The sequence below is a fragment of the Psychroflexus salarius genome (assembly GCF_900129035.1).
Taxonomy (GTDB): Bacteria; Bacteroidota; Bacteroidia; order Flavobacteriales; family Flavobacteriaceae; genus Psychroflexus; species Psychroflexus salarius.
The window spans coordinates 152,975-173,741 of record NZ_FQTW01000002.1 but is presented as its reverse complement, the minus strand read 5'-3'; the positions used below and the strand labels follow the sequence as shown (position 1 = coordinate 173,741).

20 protein-coding genes are annotated in these 20,767 nt (G+C 37.1%); 15 read left to right on the top strand and 5 right to left on the bottom strand.

Features of this window, described 5'->3' with window-relative positions; all coding sequences use genetic code 11:
- The first annotated feature begins 20 nt into the window (after nucleotides 1–20).
- The 11 genes from paaA to BUB82_RS03965 all read left to right on the top strand — a co-directional run bounded on the left by paaA (nucleotide 21) and on the right by BUB82_RS03965 (nucleotide 10,154).
- On the top strand, nucleotides 21–977 hold the full coding sequence (gene paaA, locus BUB82_RS04015) for a 1,2-phenylacetyl-CoA epoxidase subunit PaaA (RefSeq protein ID WP_073192201.1): 957 nt from the start codon (nucleotides 21–23) through the stop codon (nucleotides 975–977).
- 30 nt (nucleotides 978–1,007) lie between these two features.
- Nucleotides 1,008–1,292: a 1,2-phenylacetyl-CoA epoxidase subunit PaaB gene (gene paaB, locus BUB82_RS04010; protein WP_073192199.1), complete on the top strand. Its 285-nt coding sequence runs from the start codon at nucleotides 1,008–1,010 to the stop codon at nucleotides 1,290–1,292.
- 21 nt (nucleotides 1,293–1,313) lie between these two features.
- Nucleotides 1,314–2,069, top strand: coding sequence for a 1,2-phenylacetyl-CoA epoxidase subunit PaaC (gene paaC / locus BUB82_RS04005; RefSeq protein ID WP_073192197.1), 756 nt, complete (start codon nucleotides 1,314–1,316; stop codon nucleotides 2,067–2,069).
- Between the two features lie 4 nt (nucleotides 2,070–2,073).
- Entirely contained in the window at nucleotides 2,074–2,574 is a 501-nt protein-coding gene (paaD, locus tag BUB82_RS04000) for a 1,2-phenylacetyl-CoA epoxidase subunit PaaD (RefSeq protein WP_073192195.1), read from the top strand.
- A 72-nt stretch (nucleotides 2,575–2,646) separates the two neighbouring features.
- Nucleotides 2,647–3,429, top strand: a complete 783-nt coding sequence (locus BUB82_RS03995; protein WP_073192193.1) for an enoyl-CoA hydratase-related protein — start codon at nucleotides 2,647–2,649, stop codon at nucleotides 3,427–3,429.
- 2 nt (nucleotides 3,430–3,431) lie between these two features.
- On the top strand, nucleotides 3,432–4,613 hold the full coding sequence (locus tag BUB82_RS03990) for a 3-hydroxyacyl-CoA dehydrogenase NAD-binding domain-containing protein (protein ID WP_073192191.1): 1,182 nt from the start codon (nucleotides 3,432–3,434) through the stop codon (nucleotides 4,611–4,613).
- Between the two features lie 4 nt (nucleotides 4,614–4,617).
- Nucleotides 4,618–5,043 carry a PaaI family thioesterase gene (locus tag BUB82_RS03985; RefSeq protein WP_073192189.1) on the top strand — a complete coding sequence of 142 codons (426 nt, stop codon included), beginning with the start codon at nucleotides 4,618–4,620 and terminating at the stop codon, nucleotides 5,041–5,043.
- A 13-nt stretch (nucleotides 5,044–5,056) separates the two neighbouring features.
- Nucleotides 5,057–6,262, top strand: a complete 1,206-nt coding sequence (gene pcaF, locus BUB82_RS03980; protein ID WP_073192188.1) for a 3-oxoadipyl-CoA thiolase — start codon at nucleotides 5,057–5,059, stop codon at nucleotides 6,260–6,262.
- Nucleotides 6,263–6,273: 11 nt separating this feature from the next.
- A complete protein-coding gene (paaZ, locus tag BUB82_RS03975) occupies nucleotides 6,274–8,784 on the top strand; it encodes a phenylacetic acid degradation bifunctional protein PaaZ (RefSeq protein ID WP_073192186.1) in 2,511 nt (836 codons plus the stop codon).
- Nucleotides 8,785–8,794: 10 nt separating this feature from the next.
- Nucleotides 8,795–9,547 carry an enoyl-CoA hydratase/isomerase family protein gene (locus BUB82_RS03970; RefSeq protein WP_073192184.1) on the top strand — a complete coding sequence of 251 codons (753 nt, stop codon included), beginning with the start codon at nucleotides 8,795–8,797 and terminating at the stop codon, nucleotides 9,545–9,547.
- Between the two features lie 7 nt (nucleotides 9,548–9,554).
- On the top strand, nucleotides 9,555–10,154 hold the full coding sequence (locus BUB82_RS03965; protein WP_073192183.1) for an acyltransferase: 600 nt from the start codon (nucleotides 9,555–9,557) through the stop codon (nucleotides 10,152–10,154).
- A gap of 57 nt (nucleotides 10,155–10,211) precedes the next feature.
- Here the strand turns inward: BUB82_RS03965 and BUB82_RS03960 are convergent, their stop codons facing one another.
- Nucleotides 10,212–12,356 carry a S46 family peptidase gene (locus BUB82_RS03960; RefSeq protein ID WP_073192182.1) on the bottom strand — a complete coding sequence of 715 codons (2,145 nt, stop codon included), beginning with the start codon at nucleotides 12,354–12,356 and terminating at the stop codon, nucleotides 10,212–10,214.
- 227 nt (nucleotides 12,357–12,583) lie between these two features.
- Between BUB82_RS03960 and BUB82_RS03955 the strand changes: the two genes are divergently transcribed.
- The 4 genes from BUB82_RS03955 to BUB82_RS03940 are packed head-to-tail and all read left to right on the top strand — an operon-like array spanning nucleotide 12,584 to nucleotide 17,312.
- Nucleotides 12,584–13,894 (top strand): dihydrolipoamide acetyltransferase family protein, encoded by a 1,311-nt coding sequence (locus BUB82_RS03955; RefSeq protein WP_073192180.1) that lies wholly within the window; start codon nucleotides 12,584–12,586, stop codon nucleotides 13,892–13,894.
- Between the two features lie 51 nt (nucleotides 13,895–13,945).
- Nucleotides 13,946–15,985 (top strand): alpha-ketoacid dehydrogenase subunit alpha/beta, encoded by a 2,040-nt coding sequence (locus BUB82_RS03950; protein ID WP_073192179.1) that lies wholly within the window; start codon nucleotides 13,946–13,948, stop codon nucleotides 15,983–15,985.
- Nucleotides 15,986–15,995: 10 nt separating this feature from the next.
- Entirely contained in the window at nucleotides 15,996–16,460 is a 465-nt protein-coding gene (locus BUB82_RS03945) for a hypothetical protein (protein WP_073192177.1), read from the top strand.
- 15 nt (nucleotides 16,461–16,475) lie between these two features.
- A complete protein-coding gene (locus BUB82_RS03940) occupies nucleotides 16,476–17,312 on the top strand; it encodes a mechanosensitive ion channel family protein (protein WP_073192175.1) in 837 nt (278 codons plus the stop codon).
- 272 nt (nucleotides 17,313–17,584) lie between these two features.
- Here BUB82_RS03940 and fabD read toward each other — a convergent pair whose 3' ends face one another.
- The 4 genes from fabD to BUB82_RS03920 all read right to left on the bottom strand — a co-directional run bounded on the left by fabD (nucleotide 17,585) and on the right by BUB82_RS03920 (nucleotide 20,724).
- Nucleotides 17,585–18,478, bottom strand: a complete 894-nt coding sequence (gene fabD / locus BUB82_RS03935; RefSeq protein ID WP_073192173.1) for an ACP S-malonyltransferase — start codon at nucleotides 18,476–18,478, stop codon at nucleotides 17,585–17,587.
- A gap of 82 nt (nucleotides 18,479–18,560) precedes the next feature.
- The gene (locus BUB82_RS03930; RefSeq protein ID WP_073192172.1) at nucleotides 18,561–19,406 is read right to left on the bottom strand and encodes a fructosamine kinase family protein; all 846 of its coding nucleotides are present in this window, start codon (nucleotides 19,404–19,406) and stop codon (nucleotides 18,561–18,563) included.
- 2 nt (nucleotides 19,407–19,408) lie between these two features.
- On the bottom strand, nucleotides 19,409–19,900 hold the full coding sequence (locus tag BUB82_RS03925) for a dihydrofolate reductase (protein ID WP_073192170.1): 492 nt from the start codon (nucleotides 19,898–19,900) through the stop codon (nucleotides 19,409–19,411).
- On the bottom strand, nucleotides 19,900–20,724 hold the full coding sequence (locus tag BUB82_RS03920) for a thymidylate synthase (protein WP_073192168.1): 825 nt from the start codon (nucleotides 20,722–20,724) through the stop codon (nucleotides 19,900–19,902). The genes BUB82_RS03925 and BUB82_RS03920 overlap by 1 nt, the downstream gene beginning before the upstream one ends.
- Between the last annotated feature and the right edge of the window lie 43 nt (nucleotides 20,725–20,767).

The following is a 20,767-nucleotide window of genomic DNA, read 5'->3' as shown; positions in this document are numbered from 1 at the left end:
AATCAATAAAATCTGAAGCTATGAGTCAAAATGAAATTAAAGATTTAGAGAAAATTTTTGAAGAAAAAATTGCGAGAGATGAACGAATAGAGCCAAAAGATTGGATGCCTGAGAAGTATCGTAAAACGCATATCCGTCAAATTTCTCAACATGCACATTCTGAAATTGTTGGTATGCTACCAGAAGGTAATTGGATTACTAGAGCACCTTCATTAAGAAGAAAAGTAGCTCTATTAGCTAAGGTTCAAGATGAAGCTGGACATGGTCTTTATCTTTATTCAGCTTGTGAAACTTTGGGTATTTCTAGAGAAGAATTATACGAGCAATTACACACAGGTAAGGCAAAATATTCAAGTATATTTAACTATCCAACTTTAACCTGGGCAGATATTGGTGCAATAGGCTGGTTGGTTGATGGCGCTGCAATTATTAACCAAGTGCCATTATGTAACACCTCATTTGGTCCTTACGCACGTGCAATGGTGCGTGTATGCAAGGAAGAAAGTTTTCACCAGCGTCAAGGATACGAAATTATGCTAACGCTTTGTAACGGAACTGAAGAACAAAAAGAAATGGCTCAAGATGCACTAAACCGTTGGTGGTGGCCTTCTTTAATGATGTTTGGCCCGACAGACGAAGAGTCTACACATACCGAGCAATCTATGAAGTGGAAATTAAAGCGTAAAACTAATGATGAATTACGCCAACAATTTATAGATCAAACCGTACCTCAAGCAGACATTTTGGGCTTAACAATTCCTGATGAAGATTTGAAATTTAATAATGATACAGGTCATTATGAATTTGGGGAAATTAATTGGGATGAATTTTGGCAAGTTGTTAAAGGCCATGGTATGTGTAATAAAGAACGAATTTCAGCAAGAAAAAATGCATGGGATAATGGTGAATGGGTAAGAGATGCAGCAGTTGCTTACGCTGAAAAAAATTCTGAAAAAGAAATACAACAAGCTATATAATACTTGTTTAAGAATTAAAAACTAATTCAAATGAAAAAAAATTGGCCACTTTGGGAAGTCTTTGTAAGAAGTAAAAACGGTTTAGAGCACCGACATTTTGGAAGTTTACATGCAGCAGATGCAGACATGGCTCTAAAAAATGCACGTGATGTGTATACAAGAAGAAGTGAAGGCGTGAGTATTTGGGTGGTCGAGTCTAAAAATATCAAGGCTTCTAATCCAGAACACAATGGCGAAATGTTTGAGCCTGCAGCTGACAAAGCTTATAGGCATCCTACATTCTATGATTTACCTGATGATGTTGAACACATGTAGCTGAATGTTAAATACAAAGCAATGACAAACCAAAACTTAATCAAATATATCTACGGCATCGCCGATAATGCACTGATTTTAGGACAACGAATTTCTGAATTGTGCGGTCACGGACCAACCCTAGAAACCGATATAGCAATGACTAATATCGCACTCGATTTATTAGGGCAAACGCGTAGTTATTATCAATATATCGCCGAATTGTCTAAAGAAGATATTACCGAAGACGATGTAGCCTTTCTAAGAAAAGAAAGAGAATATCTAAATGTTTTACTTGTTGAACAGCCAAATACAGATTTTGCACATGTAATCACTAGACAATACTTTTTTGATGAATTTCATTTTAGATTCTTAGAACAACTACAAGAATCGCAAAACGTAAATTTACAAGCCATTGCTAAAAAGAGCATTAAAGAAGTTGCTTATCATAGACAGTTTTCTAGAGATTGGGTTAAACGCTTGGGTGACGGCACAGAGGTAAGTCACGAAAAAATACAATTAGCAGTGAGCAATTTATGGCCTTATACCAATGAATTATTCATGACAACTAATGATGATGTGGCTGCAATCAATTCTAATCACGGTATAGATGTTAGTGGTTTAAAAAACGATTATTTTAATCAAGTCGCTGAAGTATTAAACGAAGCTACCTTAAAGATTCCTGATTTAGATTTCTTTCAAAAAGGAGGTAAAAAAGGCATTCATACAGAACACATGGGTTTTATCTTATCTGACCTTCAATACATGCAGCGAACTTACCCTAATATGAAATGGTAATAGAATGTCTAATCTTAAACAAATAGATCAAGAATTATTACCGATTTTGAAAGGTGTTTCAGATCCTGAAATTCCAGTATTATCTATTGTAGATATGGGAGTTGTTAGGTCTGCAAAACTTGAAGATAATAATCATGTTAAAGTTGAAATTACACCAACTTACAGTGGTTGTCCAGCTATGGATGTTATAGGCGATGATGTAAAAAAAGCTTTATCTGATCAAGGCTATCAGCCTCAGGTGAAATTAATATTATCACCTGCTTGGACAACCGACTGGATGACAGATGAAGCTAAACAGGCTTTAAAAGAATATGGCATTGCTCCACCTATGGATGCATCAGCAGATAAAGCGGCTCTTTTAGGTCAAAAAAAAGTGGTTAAATGTCCGCAATGTGGATCTAAAAACACCACTTTAATTAGTCAGTTTGCATCTACAGCTTGCAAAGCTATGTTTAAATGCGACGATTGTCAAGAACCATTTGACTATTTTAAGTGTTTAACATAACAATCATTATCATGGCATCAATTGGATGTCATTTTTTGTATATTTCAACCTTAAATCTCAATCATTTTTAAAATGTCAGACACTGTAATCAATATAAAAAAAGAAGGTATAACCTACCTAAAGCTTAATCGCCCTGAAAAGTTTAATAGTTTTAACAAAGAAATGGCATTTGAGCTTCAAAAGCAACTTGATGATTGTATCAGAAATGAACACACACGAGCTATAGTCTTGACCGGAGAAGGTAAAGCTTTTTGTGCAGGACAAGATCTGGCAGAAGTAACTCATCCAGAATTAAATCCTGGTTTTAAATCTATTTTAGAAGATCATTATAACCCAATAATAACACGAATCAGAAATATAGAAATCCCTGTAATTGCTGCAGTTAACGGTGTCGCAGCCGGCGCAGGTGCTAATATAGCTTTAGCATGTGATGTTGTAGTTGCTTCAGAAACGGCAAGTTTCATTCAAGCTTTTTCAAAAATCGGCTTGATTCCAGATAGCGGTGGCACTTATTTTTTACCACGACTGGTTGGATTTCAACGTGCATCAGCATTAGCGTTACTAGGTGATAAGGTTAGTGCTATTGAAGCTGAACGCATGGGTATGATATACACCTACTTTTCGGCTGATAGTTTCGAAAATGAAGTTGATCAATTAGCCCAAAAATTAGCAAGTATGCCTACTAAAGCCCTAGCACTGACTAAAAAGGCATTAAATAAAAGTTTTAGTAATAGCTTAGAAGAACAATTAGCAGTCGAGTCAGAATATCAAATTGCTTCTGCTCAAACTCAAGATTATAATGAAGGTGTAACGGCATTTATGGAAAAAAGAACTCCTAAATTTAAAGGTAAATAGTTATGAGGACAATTGGAATAATTGGAGCAGGAACCATGGGCAGCGGAATTGCTCAAATCGCAGCTACTGCAAATTCAACCGTTTATATTTTTGATAAACAAACTGAAGCACTATCAAAAAGCAAAGAAAAACTAGAAAAAATATTAACGCGTTTAGTCGAAAAAAAAAGAATTTCTGAAGAAAAAAAATCTAGTATAACATCGCTGATTACATACACAACTTCAATTGATGATATGGCTTCAGCAGATCTAGTTGTAGAGGCTATAATTGAAAACATAAATGTAAAGAAAGAGGTATTTACACAATTAGAAAACTTGGTCAGTGAGAAATGTATTTTAGCTTCAAATACATCGTCATTATCTATAGCTTCAATAGCATCTTGCCTCAAAAAACCTGAGCGCTGTTTAGGTTTACATTTTTTTAATCCAGCACCGTTAATGCCATTAGTTGAAGTAATTCCTGCAGTTCAAACCAACCCTGAAGTATTTGAGCTAGTGTACCAATTAATGCTAGATTGGAAAAAAGTACCTGTAAAAGCCAAAGATACACCAGGTTTTATTGTCAATAGAGTCGCACGTCCATTTTATGGTGAATCATTACGAATTTACGAAGAGTCTTATGGTGGTTTACCGCAAAATACCCAAGGTTTCGCAACAATCGATTGGGCTTTAAAGCATTTTGGGAAATTTAAAATGGGACCGTTTCAGTTGATGGATTTTATCGGGAATGATGTTAACTATACTGTCACAGAAACTGTTTTTAAGGCTTTTTATTTTGACCCGCGTTATAAACCATCTTTTACTCAAAAACGTCATGCCGAAGCGGGTTACCTAGGTAAAAAATCAGGAAGAGGTTTTTACGATTATACAGAAGGAGCCACAAGTGTTGAACCTTTAAAAGACGAAAAGCTTGGTGAAGCCATATTTAATCGTGTATTAGTGATGTTGATCAATGAAGCAGCTGATGCTCTGTTTTTAAATATAGCCACAGCCAAGGACATAGACCTAGCCATGACAAAAGGGGTCAATTACCCTAAAGGTTTACTTGCTTGGGCCAATGAAAAAGGAATTAATTGGTGTGTTGAACAAATGGATGCGCTCTACAACATGTATAAAGAAGACCGTTATAGATGTTCACCAATGCTGCGTCAACTTCAAGCTCAATCGAAACAATTTCAACTATAAATCGATGCAAGATTCATCACGTAGCACACTTAAAGCCGAAGATATCCCGCATAAAATGCTATCTCAAGATGCCTTCAGCACTTGGTTAGGAATTGAAATTATAGAAGTTAAACTTGGTTATTGTAAGCTAGGATTACGCATCAGGAAAAATTTGCTTAACTCCATGCAAAAAGCCCATGGTGCAATTACCTATGCCTTAGCAGATACAGCTTTTGGTTTTGCTGCCAACACTTACGGAAAGTTTGCTGTGTCAATAGAAACCTCAATTAATCATATAGAAGCTTTAGAGGAAGGCGATTACATTACCGCAGAAACTAGCGTTGAAGTTACTAAAAACAAACTTGGATTTCAAACCGTCCACATAAAAAAAGAACAAGAACTTGTCGCATTATTTAAAGGTGTGGTTTACCGCACCTCTAAATCATGGTAAATTAAAATAACTTATGAACGCATATATTATAGACGGAGTAAGAACTCCTATCGGAAATTATAAAGGCACACTTTCAACCGTTCGCACAGACGATTTAGGCGCTTTGACGATTAAAGAAATTTTAGAGCGAAATCCTAATATTCCACGTGATGCCTTCGATGATGTTATTCTTGGCTGTGCTAATCAAGCCGGCGAAGATAATCGAAATGTCGCTCGAATGTGTGCTTTATTAGCGGGCTTACCGCATTCGGTGCCTGGTGAAACTGTTAATCGGTTGTGTAGTAGCGGACTTTCAGCGATTATACATGCCAATAGAGCCATAAAAGCTGGCGATGGCGATTTATTTATTGCTGGAGGTGTAGAGCATATGACACGTGGTCCTTATGCTATTGCAAAACCATCTTCAGCGTATGGTAACGATGCAAAAATGTACGATACCAGTTTTGGATGGCGCTTTGTTAACCCTAAAATGCACGAGATGTACGGCACCGATGGCATGGGCGTCACAGCTGAAAATTTGGTGGATATTCATAACATCTCACGCGAAGATCAAGATCAATTTGCTTACAATTCTCAACTAAAAGCTTCTAATGCTCAAGAAAATGGCCGATTGGCCAAAGAAATTGTACCTGTTGCCATACCAAGACGTAAGCAAGACGACCTTATTTTTTCACAAGATGAGTTTATAAAACCACAAACAAAACTAGAAATTCTCGGTAAACTGCGTCCAGCTTTCCGCAAAGATGGAAGCGTTACTGCTGGAAACTCTTCAGGATTGAATGACGGCGCAGCTGCTACAATTATCGCTTCTGAAGATGCTGTAGAACGGTACCAACTTAAACCTATGGCAAAAATTATTAGTTCTGCAGTTGTTGGTGTAGAACCTCGGGTTATGGGAATTGGTCCAGTTGAAGCCTCCAACAAAGCCTTGAAAAAAGCAGGTTTAACAATGGACGATATGGACGTTATTGAACTGAACGAAGCCTTTGCTGCACAATCTTTAGCTTGTATTCGTTCTTGGGGTCTAGATGATAATGATCCTCGTATTAATCCCAATGGCGGTGCTATTGCTATTGGACATCCACTAGGTGTGACAGGAGCCAGGATAGCTTATTCAGCTGCTTTAGAGCTTCAACTTCAGCAAAAGAAATATGCCTTAGTGACCATGTGCGTTGGTGTAGGTCAAGGCTATGCAGCAATTATAGAAAATGTTTCCTAAAAACAAAACTCATGAAAATTACTCAAAGTTATATACAAGGTCAATGGACAAGTGGTAAAGGCGAAGGCCAACCGATTTATGATTCCATCACCGGCGAACAGTTCACATCTATTAATGTGGATGGTTTCAACATTCCTGAAGTCTTAGCCTATGGTCGAGAAAAAGGCGAAATCTTGCGAAAAATGACCTTCCAAGAGCGGGGCAATATGTTGAAGTCTTTAGCCTTTTACCTTCAGAAAAAGAAAAAAGCATTTTACGAATTAAGCTACCGAACGGGAGCAACTAAGCTCGACTCTTGGTTTGATATCGATGGTGGCTTTGGTAATTTATTTGCTAATGCGTCTTTAAGAAAATTATTCCCGAATCAACCTTTTGATGTGGAAGGCGACCCCATCGATTTATCTCGAGGCGGTCGATTTATGGCGCATCATATTTTAGTGCCAAAAGAAGGCGTGGCGGTACATATCAATGCATTTAACTTCCCAGTTTGGGGAATGCTTGAAAAATGCGCCGTCAACTGGATGGCAGGCGTTCCTGCTGTCGTTTTACCTGCGCCACAATCGGCCTATTTAACCGAAGCCGTGGTGAAAGAAATCATCGCCTCAGGGATTTTGCCCGAAGGCGCTTTACAACTGATTTCAGGAACAGAAAAAAGCATTTTAGAAAGTGTAGAATCTCAAGATATCGTCACTTTTACTGGTTCTGCTTCAACAGGTCGACTATTGAAAAATCACCCGCGATTAATTGAAGAATCTGTTCCTTTTACGATGGAAGCAGATTCTTTAAATGCATCAATTTTAGGCGAAGATGCCGTGCCTGGTACACCAGAATTCGATTTGTTTATTCGTGAAGTGCGCAATGAAATGACGGTGAAATGCGGGCAGAAGTGTACAGCTATCAGACGAATTATTGTTCCCGAAAATCGTATAGAAGATGTTCAAATTGCTTTAGGCAAAGCGCTTGATAAAGTTACCTTGGGCGACCCGCGTTTAAAAGAAGTAAAAATGGGTTGCTTAATAGATAAGAAGCAAGTAGAATCGGTTAAATCGGCTGTTGAAACGATTTCTAAAACTGCTGAAATTGTTTATGGAGACTTCAACCCAGCAGAAACTATTAATGCCGACTTCAATGCAGGAGCTTTTATCAAACCAATTTTGATGCGTGAAGATCAACCTTTTATTAATGAAGCCGCTCATACCACTGAAGCATTTGGGCCTGTAAGTACATTAATGCCCTATAAGTCATTAGATGAAGCGATTCAGTTATCTAAAAAAGGAAAAGGATCTTTAGTGAGTTCAATCTTCACAAATGACGATGATATTGCTCGTGAATATACCATTAAAGCAGCGTCACACCACGGCCGTATTTTAGCAATTAATCGTGAATCGGCTAAACAAAGTACGGGACATGGTTCGCCTATACCAAATCTCGTTCATGGTGGCCCAGGTCGTGCAGGTGGTGGCGAAGAAATGGGTGGTAAACGCGGCATAAAGCATTATATGCAACGTTGTGCGATTCAAGGAAGTCCAACAACTTTAACTGAAATTACAGGTATTTATCAACCTAAAGCCAAGTATAAAGCAGCTGAAAAGCATCCGTTTGCTTACCACTGGGAAGACATTCAGCCGGGCATGTCGCTAAAAACGCACAACCGAACTTTGACGGATACCGATATTATAAATTTTGGTAATTTAACTTGGGACCATTTTTATGCACATACCGACATCACTTCTTTGGAAGGTAGCATTTTTGAACAACGCACAGCCCATGGCTATTTTATAATTTCAGCAGCAGCAGGCTTATTTGTTTATCCGAATAAAGGTCCTGTAGCCGCTAATTATGGTTTAGAAGAAATCAGGTTTTTAAGACCGCTTTACCACAATGATACCATTAATGTTCGCTTAACCTGTAAGGAAAAAGTTGACCGCGACCAAAAAGGAGAAGAATTACCAAGTGGTATTGTTAAATGGTATGTGGAGGTATTTGATGTCGAAGCCACCGAAGAAGAAGATCGATTAGTTGCCATTGCTACGATTTTAACGATGGTTCAAAAAAAGCAAACAGTATTTAAAGAAATTACTGAAGACTTCCTGCAATCAAGCCTAGCAAAACTTCAAGAAGACACAACACCGAACTGGGGCATGATGACACCACAGCATATGTTAGAACATTTAGAGTCTGGTTTAAGAATGGCCACAACAGAAATTTCAGATTTTGAAGTGATCACGCCAGAAGAACATTTAGAACGTGTAAAAGAAAGCTTGTATACGTATAAAAAAATGCCTAAAAATTACAAAATGCCGCTCATGAAAGAAAACCAACTTGAGCCACTTCAGCATGAAAGTTTTGCCACTGCTAAACAAGCGTTTTTTGAAGCTTATGAGGCTTTTGAACAGTTTTTCAAGACGCAACCTAAATTAACGACTAAAAATGCTGTATTTGGTGAACTTACCTATTTTGAGTGGAAACTTTTAAATCGCAAACATTTCAATCATCACTTCGAACAGTTTAACTTAATCTAAAATATAAATTATGACTCAAGCCTATGTAACTAGTACAATAGAAGAGCAAATTGCTACCATAGAATTTTTTCATCCAGCTCACAATTCATTACCAAGTGATATTTTAGCAAAACTGGCTAATACCATTACAGAAGTTGGGCAAAATGATGAGGTTTTAGTGATTGTCCTAAAATCTGGTGGTCAGCGAACCTTTTGTGCTGGTGCCAGCTTTAAAGAACTTATATCTATTCAAAACGAAACAGAAGGCGAAGCTTTTTTTAGTGGCTTTGCTAATGTGATTAACGCCATGCGCAAATGCCCAAAATTTATTATTGGGCGCGTTCAAGGAAAAACAGTCGGCGGAGGTGTAGGATTAGCGTCCTCTATGGACTATTGTATGGCTACAAAATATGCTTCAATTAAATTAAGCGAGCTCAATCTTGGTATTGGTCCTTTTGTAGTTGGACCAGCCGTAGAGCGTAAACTTGGTGTTAGTGGAATGTCACAAATAGCCATAGATGCTAATACTTTCTACTCATCAGATTGGGCACTCCAAAAAGGCTTGTTTACTCAAGTTTTCGATTCAACTGAAGCATTAGATGAAGCAGTTCAAGATTTTGCTAAGAATCTTTGTGCTTATAATCCTGAAGCAGTAAAGGAGATGAAACAAATGTTTTGGCGTGGGACAGAAGACTGGGACGAACTTTTACAAGAGCGTGCTAAAATTAGTGGTCGTTTAGTTTTGAGTGAGTTTACTAAAGAGAAATTAAAACGTTTTAAGTAATCTACTTATGGCTATTTATCAGTTTAAGGGTTTTACGCCTGTCATTCACCCGTCAAGTTTTGTTCACCCTCAAGCCTCAGTAACCGGTAATGTTATTATTGGTAAAGACTGCTACATAGGTCCGAGTGCGGCTATTCGTGGTGATTGGGGCGAAATAATTCTTGAAGATGGTGTAAATGTACAAGAGAATTGCACCATCCATATGTTTCCTGGCAAAAGTATTAGGCTTAAAACAGGTGCACATGTGGGTCATGGTGCTGTAATTCATGGCGCTAACCTTGGAGAGAACTGTTTGATCGGTATGAACTCGGTAATTATGGATGATGCTGAAATTGGCGAGGAATCAATCGTAGGTGCTATGGCATTTGTTAAAGCCGAAACTGTGATTCCAAATCGAAGTTTGGTGGTAGGTAATCCTGCAAAAGTTATAAAGCTGGTTTCTGATGAGATGATTGCTTGGAAAAGTGCTGGAACCAAACTGTATCAACAATTGCCCTCAGACTGTCACAAAACTCTAAAAGAAGTTGAACCGCTTAGAGAAATTCCTGAAAATCGTCCAAAGCAGGAAGATTTTTATCAAACTTTACAAGAAATGAAAAAGCAATAAATAAGAAACCCGATTTGATTGGCATCGGGTTTCTTGTTAAGAATAAAAATGGGTTTTTTATTTTTTGGGATGAACCAAAGTCATTTCCTCTATCAAGTGCTGTGCGCCAGCATACTTGTCAATAATGAATAGAATGTAGCGTGCGTCTACCATAATATTTCTGGAGATACTAGGATCATAATAGATATCACTCATTGTTCCTTCCCAAACCCGATCAAAATTAAGTCCAATTAAATTACCTTTAGCATCTATCACAGGACTTCCAGAATTTCCGCCTGTCGTATGATTGGTTCCTATAAAATTAACAGGCATTTTTCCGTTTTGTCCATAGTCACCATAGTCTTTAGTTTGATATAATTCAATTAACTTTTGAGGTACATCAAACTCATAATCACCAGGAACATATTTTTCGATAACACCTTCTAAATAACTTACAGGTTCGTAATAAATAGCATCTTTAGGACTATAGCCCTTTACTTTTCCGTACGTTACTCGTAGAGTACTGTTCGCATCAGGAAATAGTCGATCTTCTTTTGGGGAAAGCTCTAAAAGTGCTTTCATGTATTGTTTTTGTAATCCTTGAATTTCGCGTTGTTTTGATAGGTATTCTGGTAAAACTCTTGTATAAAAAGCTTGTGCTAATTCTTTAACTAGTTGGTAAGCTTCATCTTGATTAAGAGCTTTTATCACTTCTTGAGGATTTGATTGCATAAGAAGTTGTTTCAAACTCTCAAAAGAGGTCAAGGCTGATTTATTATATAGATTTGTTGTGAGCTCTGTTTTATCAGCTGAAATGAAATTATCTGGTAAAAATTGTGGCGGTGTACCTTCAGCGTAAATACTAATTACTTTTTTAAAGACCTTTTGGTCCACTTGAGCACTATAGTTTTTAAAGCTAGATTCAAAGTTGGTGAGTAAATTTTGTTTTCGATCTTTGAACGCTTGTTCACCTCTAGAATCTAGAACTTGTTCAAGCTGATAAAGTTGAAATCCAGTTCTTAACAATTCTACATTTCTTAAAAATGTTTCAGAGAAATAATTATAAGCTAAGTTGTAATCTATAAAGTCTTCGTAGACTGAATCAAAATCACTAAGCAGTTGTCCATAAGTGTCGTCAAGGTTTGCTGCTTTTACACGTTTTAAAAATGCTTGTTCTTGTTCTTTTTTAATAGCTATAGCCTTACTTTTCTTTAAGCCTTGGTTTTCGCCAATCCATTTTTTATAATAATTAGCGATACCAGCATATTTTGAGGCATACTTTATTTTAATGTCTTGACTGTTTCGCATAAATACATCTTGCTCTTTCAAGGCAGCTTCACGAAGTTTTATTCTAGCTGGGTTTATAACATTGACTAACTGTTCTACGGCAATTGATGGTAGGTATTCACTTGTTCGACCTGGAAATCCAAACACCAAGGTAAAATCATCTTGTTCAACGCCATCAAGGCTTATAGGTAAATGATGTTTAGGTTGATAAGGAATATTGCTTTCGGCATATTCGGCAGGCCTATTGTTTTTATCGGCGTAAATTCTAAAAAGTGAAAAGTCACCAGTATGTCTAGGCCACATCCAGTTATCAGTATCAGAGCCAAATTTACCAATACTGGATGGCGGTGCACCTACTAATCTAACGTCTTTAAAGGTTTCAACGCGAAACAACATGTATTGATTGCCATTGTAAAATGCTTTTATACGGTTAGTTTGCCAAGATTTTTTAGGTGAATTCTCTACTAATTGAGTGATGTTTTTTTCAATGATTTTTTGCCGTTCTACTTCAGTTTTAGCAGTTTCAATTCCGTTTAAAACTTTGCTAGTCACATCGGTAATTTCTTTTATAAACGTGACTGAAAGACCAGGATTTTTCAATTCTTCCTTTTGAGAAGTGGCCCAAAAACCATCAGTTAGATAATCATGCTCTACGGTTGAATGCGATTGAATTTGACCATAACCACAATGGTGATTTGTTAAAATTAATCCTTGGTTTGAAATTACTTCAGCTGTACAACCACCATTAAAGTGGACAATTGCATCTTTAAGGCTTGATTGATTCACACTGTAAATATCTTCAGCAGTCATTTTCATGCCCAAGGCTTGCATTTCAGTTTCATTCATTCCCTCAAGTAAAGAAGGAATCCACATGCCACCTTGTTGTGCAAACATTGGGAAGGCTAATAGAAAGATAAATAGTTTAATACATTTCATTTTAATCTGATTTAAATTAAGTGCTAAAAATACAACATCATAAGGTTTGTTAAAAGCTATTTTTATTGCAAGTTTAGCAATAATTAAGCTGTTTTGATATCATAACACTAAATGCTGTCTAATTATGCTTGTTTATAATGTCAAATCTGTATTAAAAAGCCCTTAATGTTAGCGGTTAATGTGCTATTTTTGTTGTGAAAGCGAATTACAGAGAATTCTATAGACATATGGCTCAAGAAGAATTTAAGCTCCCGAAAATGGGAGAAAGCATCACTGAAGGTACCATCTTAAATTGGTTAGTCGCCGAGGGTGATACCTTTCAAGAAGGAGACGTGATTGTTGAAGTTGGTACCGATAAGGTAGATAATGAAGTGCCAGCGCCATTTACAGGGCGTTTAGTAGCAATACATGCTGTTAAAGATAGTGTGGTTGAGGTAGGAGAGACAATTGCAAGTGTAGAGCAAATAGCTGAAGCTGATGTACCAAAACAGGAGAAGACGTCTCATGCAAAACCACAAAATGACGCTTCACCTCAGCCGACTTCTCGTCCTCCTGAACAATCAAAACAAATAAAAACACAGCCACAAGTTTCTCAAACTTTTAAAGCATCATCACGTGGTAATCAATTTTATTCACCTTTAGTTGAACAAATTGCAAAGGATTATCACATAAGCTATGAAGAATTAGCTCGTATTCCTGCTTCTGGACAAAATGGTCGTTTAAAAAAATCAGATATTTTTAATTATATTGAAAATGGTCGTCCGTTTCAGTTTGCACAAGCTGTACTTGAACAAAGCGGTTTTAAAGTTCCTGACTTGAGTTTTGATAAAGGTCAAGGTGAACGCGTTGAAATGGATCGAATGCGACAAATGATTGCCGACCACATGGTGTTTTCTAAACACACCTCTCCACATGTAACAGCTTATGTAGAAGCTGATATGTCTAATATGGTCAAGTGGCGTCAAGACCATAAATCGAAATTTCAATCTAAAACAGGACAGAAATTAAGTTTTACGCCTTTATTTATTCAGGCTGTCACCCGAGCAATCCAAGATTTCCCTATGATCAATTCTTCTTTAGACGGGAAAGAAATTATTGTAAAAGACCATATTAACATTGGCATGGCTACAGCCTTACCTAGCGGAAATTTAATTGTACCCGTGATTAAAGCAGCCAGCACCAAATCCTTAGAAACACTTGCAGCTGAAGTTAACACCTTGGCTACCAAAGCACGCGATGGTCAATTAACTAGCGAAGAGACTAAAGGCAGTACCTTTACGATTTCTAATGTAGGAACGTTTGGAAGTCTTATGGGAACGCCAATTATTAATCAACCCGAAGCAGCTATTCTTGCTACCGGGATTATTAAAAAGCGGGCCGAAGTGATTGAAAACGAAGACGGCGATACAATTGAAATTAGGCCTATGATGTATTTATCATTATCTTTTGATCACCGTATTGTTGATGGCTTTTTAGCAGGCAGCTTTTTAAGACGTATAGCTGATTATTTTGAGGAAACACCGTCAATAACTTATTAATTGAAGCATGAGTTTCCATGTCATTGAAAATCTACAATAAATACTACAAAAATGAATAAAGATATATATATAAAAGGCTTCAGAAACTTGGTTACAGCAAAAGCTATGACCGAATTATACGAAGAAAATTTTAAGGTTGTTTCCAAATATGTCCATGCCACTTCTCGTGGTCATGAGGTGATTCAAACTGCAGTGGGAATGCAGCTTGAGCCACAAGATTTTGCTTATCCTTATTACCGCGACGATGCCATGATTTTAGCTATTGGTATGCAACCCAAAGATCTTATGTTGCAGCTACTTGCTAAAAAAGACGATCCTTTTTCTGGTGGCCGTACCTATTATTCTCACCCAAGTTTACGAGATTCAGATAAAACCAAGATACCGCATCAAAGTTCAGCAACCGGTATGCAAGCTATTCCAGCAACTGGCGCAGCTATGGGATTTTGGTATAAAGAACAACTGGAGCAACAGACAGATAATGCTGTGGTAGTTTGCTCATTAGGTGACGCCTCGGTAACCGAAGGTGAAATTGCCGAAGCTTTACAAATGGCAGCTTTAAAACAATTGCCAATTATATATGTGGTTCAAGATAATGGCTGGGATATTTCGGCAAATGCCGATGAAACACGAGCCCAAAATGCCTTCGAATATGCTAAAGGATTTAATGGCCTCGAAGCAGTAAGTATTGACGGAACTGATTTTAAAGAATCTTACACCACATTTAAAGCGGTATTAAAAACTGTTCGCGAGGAGCGACGTCCTTTTTTGGTTCATGCCAAGTGCCCATTGCTTAATCACCATACATCTGGTGTAAGAATGGAATTTTACAGAGATGATTTAGAAGTATCTAAGTTACGCGATCCTTATCCAAAGTTCAAGCAGTTATTATTAGAAGAAGGCTTAACTCAATCTGAAATTGAAGCGATCGAAACTGAAGCTACCCAACTTGTCGCCTCACATTACAAACAAGCTTTAACTGATGATGATCCAACTCCAGATGACTTGTTTACGCACGATTTTGAAGAAACACCCGTTACAGCTGAAGCTGGCGTTCGTACACCACAGAATACTGAAAAAGTCGTGATGGTCGATTGCGCTTTATTTGCTATTGAAGAATTAATGAAAGAGCATCCCGAATGTTTGTTGTATGGTCAAGATGTTGGTGGTCGATTAGGTGGTGTGTTTCGTGAAGCAGCTACTTTAGCACAGAAATTTGGTGATCATCGGGTATTTAACACGCCTATACAAGAAGCCTTTATTGTAGGATCTACCGTAGGTATGTCGGCTGTTGGCTTAAAACCAATTGTTGAGGTACAATTTGCCGATTATATCTGGCCAGGGCTTAACCAGTTATTTACAGAGGTTAGTCGCAGTTGTTACCTCTCGAATGGAAAATGGCCGGTTTCTATGATTTTACGAGTTCCAATTGGCGCTTATGGCAGTGGCGGTCCTTACCACTCATCTTCGGTGGAAAGTGTAGTTACCAACATTCGCGGATTAAAAATTGCTTATCCAAGCAACGGTGCCGATTTAAAAGGTTTACTAAAATCAGCTTATCATGATCCTAATCCAGTGGTGATTTTTGAACATAAAGGTTTGTATTGGAGTAAAGTGCCAGGCACAAAAGGCGCTACCAGTGTTGAGCCCTCTAAAGACTATGTTTTACCCTTTGGTAAAGCCAATGTATTACAAGAAATTTGGGCGCAAGACCAAAAAGAAACGATTAGTGTAATTACTTATGGAATGGGTGTGCATTGGGCCATGAATGCGTCAGCTGAATTAGGACTTCAAGATCAAATTGAAGTAGTAGACTTAAGGACATTGCATCCACTAGATGAAGAAACCATTATGAAATCGGTTCAAAAGTGTAAGAAGTGTTTAGTTGTAACCGAGGAACCTTCAAATAATACCTTTGCTAGAGCCTTGGCTGGTAAAATTCAAGAAAATTGTTTTACAAGTCTCGATGCACCTGTGATGACTATTGGTTCTGAAAACATGCCTGCTATTCCATTAAATTCTACCTTAGAAGAAACCATGATTCCTAGCACCGCTAAAGTAAAAGCTAAACTAGAAGAGTTGTTGGAGTATTAATGAGTTAAAGATGCAATACATTTATCAAGAAAAACAAATTGTCTGGTGGTTAGTTGTGCCGTTTTCTATCATTTTGTTTTTTTTGATTTTAGCCTTATTTATCGCAACAACAAGTGAATCGGCTAAATTGGGCCTTACTGTTTCTATTGTTATAATGGTTTTAATACTCATAAATTTTTACCAACTTAAAATTTCTGTTAGTCAACATTATTTAAAAGTAGCATTTGGTCAGGGCTTGTTTAAGAAAACTTTTGACGTTAAAAATATAAATCCTGGTCGTTTTAGTATAGTAAAATTACCATGGTATTATGGTATGGGTTGGAAGTACGATTTTAGTGGGCATATGTTTTTTAGTACGCGTCCTGGTCAAGCTTTAAGCTTTCAACTTAAGGGTAGTCCCATGCAATATAGAATTGTAGCTAATGATAATGCAGCCCTTAAGGCTGCTATTTTAAAAGCTATTAGTTTAAACTGATTTAATATTATAATTATGGACTATGAAATTTGGTTGGATTTTAAAAATACTATGTTATCCTTTTTTAAAGATATAGGACCGCTTGTAATTTACGCACTACTTACCTTTATTATAGGTGTTTTTATTATAAAAATTATCAGGCGTTTACTTAAGCGAATACTGGTTAAATCTCAAATAGAACTATCTTTAAGAACCTTCATAGAAAGTCTATCTGCATTTATACTTTGGGGTCTTCTATTTGTTATTGTAGGTTCTATTTTGGGTATCAAAGCAACTTCTTTTTTGGCAATTTTTGGAGCGGCAGGTATCGCGATCGGCCTAGCTTTGCAAGGTAGCTTATCTAATTTTGCTGGCGGTGTATTAATATTAGTTTTTAAACCTTTTAAGGTAGGTGATTTGATAAAGGTTAAGTCTAATCTAGGCTATGTTATTAAAATTGATATTCTATACACGCGTATCAGAACTTTTGATGGTAGAATTATTACTATGCCAAATGGTAATCTTGCAAATAGTGATGTTGATAATCGGTCAATGAACAATTTAAGGCGTGTTGACTTAGACCTAAAATTTGCTTTTGAAATTAAAACTGAAGCTATTAGACCTATTATTTTAGAAGCGATGAAAAAGCATCCATTAATTGAAAAACAACCTGAACCTGATGTATGGCTTGAAGAACTTGGAGAATCTGAAATTAGAGTAACAGCAAGAAGTTGGGTAAAATCTGAGTATTATTGGCCAACCTATTGGGAACAATTAGAAGCTGTAAAAACTGCCCTTGATGAACAAGGTATTGAAACACCTATTCCACGACGAATTGTTTATCAAGGCGGCAACTATACCTCTAAAACTTGATTAATTAAAGGCTATTAGAATTAATTAAAATGATTTTTAGTAGTAAAAAGGTTTTATAACATAGAAGTGCAACAAACTGATTTGCTAAGGTTTAATCTTGCTATGTGTTAGGGATTGCCATGTAAAGCCCGTAAAAACTTGGCTTATAAAAAGCAAACCGCCAAACGCGACTTTAGAAGCGATTTGGCGGTTTATTTGCTTTTTAAGGCGAAGTTTGCGGACTTGAAATAAAAGCCCGACGCCCGTTTTAATCGGGCGGAACACCCAAAAAATTATTCTTTTTCAGGTAAACTTGCGCTGTTAGTTGGGAATCGGCGATCTACTTTTTTTAGTAAGCCTTGCAAGACTTTGCCTGGTCCAACTTCGGTGTAAGAGGTCATGCCATCAGCTAGCATTTGCTGCATAGTTTGCGTCCATTTTACTGGTGCCGTTAATTGAGCGATTAAGTTTTGCTTAATAGCTTCAGGATCTGTGACGGCCGTCGTGCTTACGTTTTGATAAATCGGGCAGTTAGGTTGGTTAAAGTGGGTTTCGCTAATTGCTTGAGCCAATTCTTCACGTGCTGGCTCCATGAGAGGCGAATGAAAAGCGCCACCAACCGGAAGAATCATGGCACGTTTAGCACCTTTTTCTTTTAAGGTTTCACAGGCTTTTTTAACCGCTTCGGTAGCGCCTGAAATAACCAGTTGCCCTGGACAATTGTAATTAGCTGGTACAACAACACCATCTATGCTTTGGCACACGTCTTCAACGATTTGGTCTTCTAATCCTAAAACAGCAGCCATGGTAGACGATTGATTTTCGCAAGCCTTTTGCATGGCTAAAGCACGCTTATGCACTAATTTAAGTCCATCTTCAAAGGCTAAAGTGCCATTGGCTACTAAAGCTGAAAATTCGCCTAAGGAGTGGCCAGCCACTAGGTCTGGCTTAAATTCTTCTCCTAAGACCTGGCTTAAAATAACCGAGTGTAAAAATATAGCGGGTTGGGTTACTTTGGTTTGTTTAAGGTCTTCAGCCGAGCCTTCAAACATAATATCTGTAATAGCAAATCCTAATAGTTTATTAGCTTTTTCAAATAATTCTTGAGCTTTTGGTGAGGCTTCATATAAATCGAGTCCCATTCCTGAAAATTGGGCGCCTTGTCCTGGAAATACATATGCATTCATAGGTTATGTTTTTGTGGAATTAACCACTGTTTTATATCGCAAATGTAATTAGTTTAGCGATATACTGCAATTTTTAATAGCTTTAGGTGTATTTGTTGATGATGTTTTGACAGGCTGAAAAATAACTTTGACCAAATAGATTTAAATGCACCAATAAATAGTATAATTGGAACAGGTCTAAGTGCTTCAGTTGAAGTTTTGATGCATCAACAGAATTTCGGTAGGCCTCAAAAACTGATGAAGGAAATCCGCCAAATAATTGCATCATTGCCAAATCAAATTCAGGTAGACTGAAGGATACGGCTGGGTCTATTAAATAAAAACCTTCAGATTTATGATAAAGGTAGTTTCCAGACCACAAATCACCGTGAATAAAGCTTGGTTGGTGCTCAGGGACAAGGTGTTTAACTCGGTCTAAAAATAAAGCTGTATTCTTGAGTTGAAACTTGTTCTGCTGCGCTAGTTCAAGTTGAGGTTTTATACGCTGATTAATGTAAAAATCTAAAGCCGTATTTTCAGCCGAATTGTACTGTGTTAATTCACCGATGTAATTATCATAGTTATAGCCAAATTTTGATTGTGATTTTTGATGAAGTTGTGCTAGTTGTTCTCCAAATTGATACCAAGCTTGATTTGTTGGTTGCGCGTTTGAAATATAATCTATAATTAAATATTGAAATTGGTGGTACTCACCAACAGCCACACAGTTAGGAATTTTAAAGCTATTTGATATTGCTATATCGCTTAAAGCCTTAGCTTCTAGTTGAAGCATTTTCGGGAATTTTAAAGCTTGATTTAATTTTAAAACAAACAAGCCCTCATGACAAGTTAATTTAAACACTTGATTAATATCGCCACCAGTTAACAGCTTAATTTCTTTAAGTTTAAGCTGATGTTTTTGGGTTATTTTTAGCAGTAATTCGCGCATAATTAGCGGCGCAAGTAAGTTTTATAAGTGAAACTAAATTGATGGCGTTCATCTTTTGGGTGAAACTCTTCATTAGCTACTTTCCATAATTTCAAATCAATTTCGGGAAAAAAGGCATCGCCTTCAACTGTAGTATTTACATGCGTAATTTCAAGTTCATCAACTCGGCTCATCGCCTGTTTATAAATTTCGCCACCACCAATGATAAAGGCTTTTTCTTCATTTTTTGGAATGGCAGCAATGGCTTCATTTAAGCTGTTGACTACTAAATGATTTTCTGCTTTATAATCGTTTTGACGTGTAATAATCACATGAGTTCGATGAGGCAAAGGCTTAGGGAACGACTCAAAGGTCTTACGCCCTAAAATGATATAATGTCCAGAAGTTAAAGCTTTAAAGCGTTTAAAATCGTCTGGAAGATGCCAAACTAAGTCGTTATTTTTGCCAATAGCATTATTATCGGCTATAGCGGCTATGGAAATTAATTTGATCATTATACAGAAACTTTACCTTTAATTAATGGGTGTGGATTGTAATTGTTCAATTTGAAATCTTCATAAGTAAAATCAAAAATTGAAGTAACTTCAGGATTTAATTCCATGGTTGGCAAAGCTTTAATATCTCGGCTCAACTGAAGTTTAACTTGCTCAAAATGATTATTATAGATATGAGCATCGCCGAAAGTATGAATGAAATCGCCATACTCAAAACCACATACCTGAGCAATCATCATGGTTAATAATGCATACGATGCAATGTTGAAGGGTACGCCTAAAAATATATCGGCACTGCGTTGGTATAACTGACAAGACAGTTTATTATTAGCTACATAAAACTGGAAAAAGGCATGGCAAGGTGGAAGCGCAGCCTTTCCTTGAGCGACATTATCTGCAAAGGATTGGCTAGTGTCTGGTAAAACACTTGGGTTCCAAGCAGAAACTAACATCCGACGGCTATTAGGATTGGTTTTTAAGGTTTTGATGAGCTCTTTAATTTGATCGATCTCTTCGCTGTTCCAGTTGCGCCATTGGTGACCGTAAACAGGTCCTAAATCGCCTCGGTCATTAGCCCATTCATTCCAAATGCGAACACCGTTTTCTTGAAGATATTTGGTATTAGTGTCACCTTTTAAAAACCATAATAATTCGTGAATTACCGATTTGACATGAATTTTTTTAGTGGTTACCAAGGGAAATCCTTCAGCTAAGTTGAATCGCATTTGATAACCAAAAACACTACGTGTGCCAGTGCCAGTTCGATCGCCTTTATCGACGCCATTTTCAAGCACATGTTGTATTAAATCGTGGTATTGTTGCATGAGATTTTTGTTGGTTTAAAAGTAATAAATAATTACTGAATTT